This window comes from Arcticibacter svalbardensis MN12-7, assembly GCF_000403135.1.
GTDB classification, from domain to species: domain Bacteria; phylum Bacteroidota; class Bacteroidia; order Sphingobacteriales; family Sphingobacteriaceae; genus Arcticibacter; species Arcticibacter svalbardensis.
Genome location: NZ_AQPN01000046.1, coordinates 1 through 1,559, shown reverse-complemented (window position 1 = coordinate 1,559; position 1,559 = coordinate 1). Strand labels below are relative to the sequence as shown.

General features: G+C 33.2%; 2 protein-coding genes. Both read left to right on the top strand.

What is annotated here, in order from left to right; all coding sequences use genetic code 11:
* A partial coding sequence (locus tag ADIARSV_RS05705; RefSeq protein WP_040299238.1) for an alpha/beta hydrolase family protein occupies positions 1-696 on the top strand: 696 nt, incomplete at its 5' end.
* 88 nt (positions 697-784) lie between these two features.
* Entirely contained in the window at positions 785-1,006 is a 222-nt protein-coding gene (locus tag ADIARSV_RS05700) for a sulfatase-like hydrolase/transferase (protein ID WP_040299236.1), read from the top strand.
* The last annotated feature ends 553 nt before the right edge of the window (positions 1,007-1,559 follow it).

Below are 1,559 nucleotides of genomic sequence, written 5' to 3'. Positions count from 1 at the left end.
TCATTTAAGGAAGTTAATGCAAATAAAACTGGAATAATTGGGGTAAGTTGGGGAGGATTATTAACCAGTACAACTATGGGTATAGATAACCGTTTCAAGTTTGCAATACCAATTTATGGTGCTGGTTACGTTACAGAAGCTGATACTTATATGGGTATTTCTGATACTGATAAAGAGGCTTTTGTTAGAAACAATTATGATGGCCGCACCTATTTTAAAAATGTAACATATCCTACTTTTTGGGTAAACGGTACAAATGATGCCCATTTTCCAATGACCATGACAAACCAATCTTGTGCTGAGATGAAAGTACCTTCAAAAATTCGCTATGATGTGAGAATGGCTCATGGTGAAAATATACCAATGAAGCTAAATGAAATTTATACTTTTGCAGATTATGTGCTAATGGGAGGTGATGCCCTGACAACTTTTGACACACCAAAAATCAATGGGAATATAGCATCAGTAACATATAAGTCAAAATACAAAATTAGCAGTGCACAGCTATGTTACACGTTGGATAATGGTACATGGAATGTCAGGAATTGGAACACAACATCAGCAACGGTTTCAGGTAACACAATATCTGCAAATATCCCAATTGGAGCAAAGACCATTTATTTCAATGCTACTGACTCCAGAGGTTTAATGACTACCTCGGTATATCGATCTAGATTAAGTTTCAATAAACAATGACAATCTTGCTCTTAACAGTACAGCCACTCAATCTATGACTACTTATTTTTTATAACCTAAAAAGCACAAACAAATTAAACAATGAAATATGAAAATGGGAAAAGCGAATTATCTATCATTAATTAGGTTATGCCTCACCCTCTGTTTAGGGCATGTAAATCTAAATGCACAAACAAATGCTCGCCCAAATATAGTATTCATATATGCTGACGATTGGGGTTGGGGAGATTTATCATGCCATGGAAGTAAGTGGCTTAAGACACCAAATATCGACAGACTTGCTACTGAAGGTACTCTCATTTTTAATTAGTTTATTATTGGTTTGACGAATTTATAAATTGTTTAAAAAAACAGTTTTCTTTATTCAATCATTTCTTTGCTCAATTTGGGCAAAGCCTTAAGGTTTTATAACGTGATGTATTTTTTTACTATTTTACTTGGCTAGGTAATTAAAATACTACATCTTTCTCATTCCTCATTTAGCGATAAATATAGTAGACGAAAATTTATGTGCTTGAAAGATATGGACGGAATAATTAATTGAGATTAAGAATTAAAACCATTTTAAAAGATGCTTAAAAGATTAGAAAAGGCCTAAATAAATTAAGAATCTAACAATCAATGATAACTACTAAGTTATCATTTAGGCCTTATGGCTCAAACGCAGTTGATAAAGTATGTTCATTAATACAATACTCAGGCATTAAAATCATAGCCTATTGAAATACATTTGAGTCTGTATTCAGGAAATGCAGAAAAAGGATCGAGACCTTATTCGCTCAGCTGTGTGAAAGCTTTGTTTCGATAGTTGGTGTTTGAATTTTTATTTTCAATCCGCCACTCTCCGCATAAAACAATAAAGC

Bases quoted from the DNA above. Each gene is read 5' to 3' on its own strand.
- ADIARSV_RS05700 (WP_040299236.1), top strand. From the start codon at position 785: ATGAAAATGGGAAAAGCGAATTATCTATCATTAATTAGGTTATGCCTC.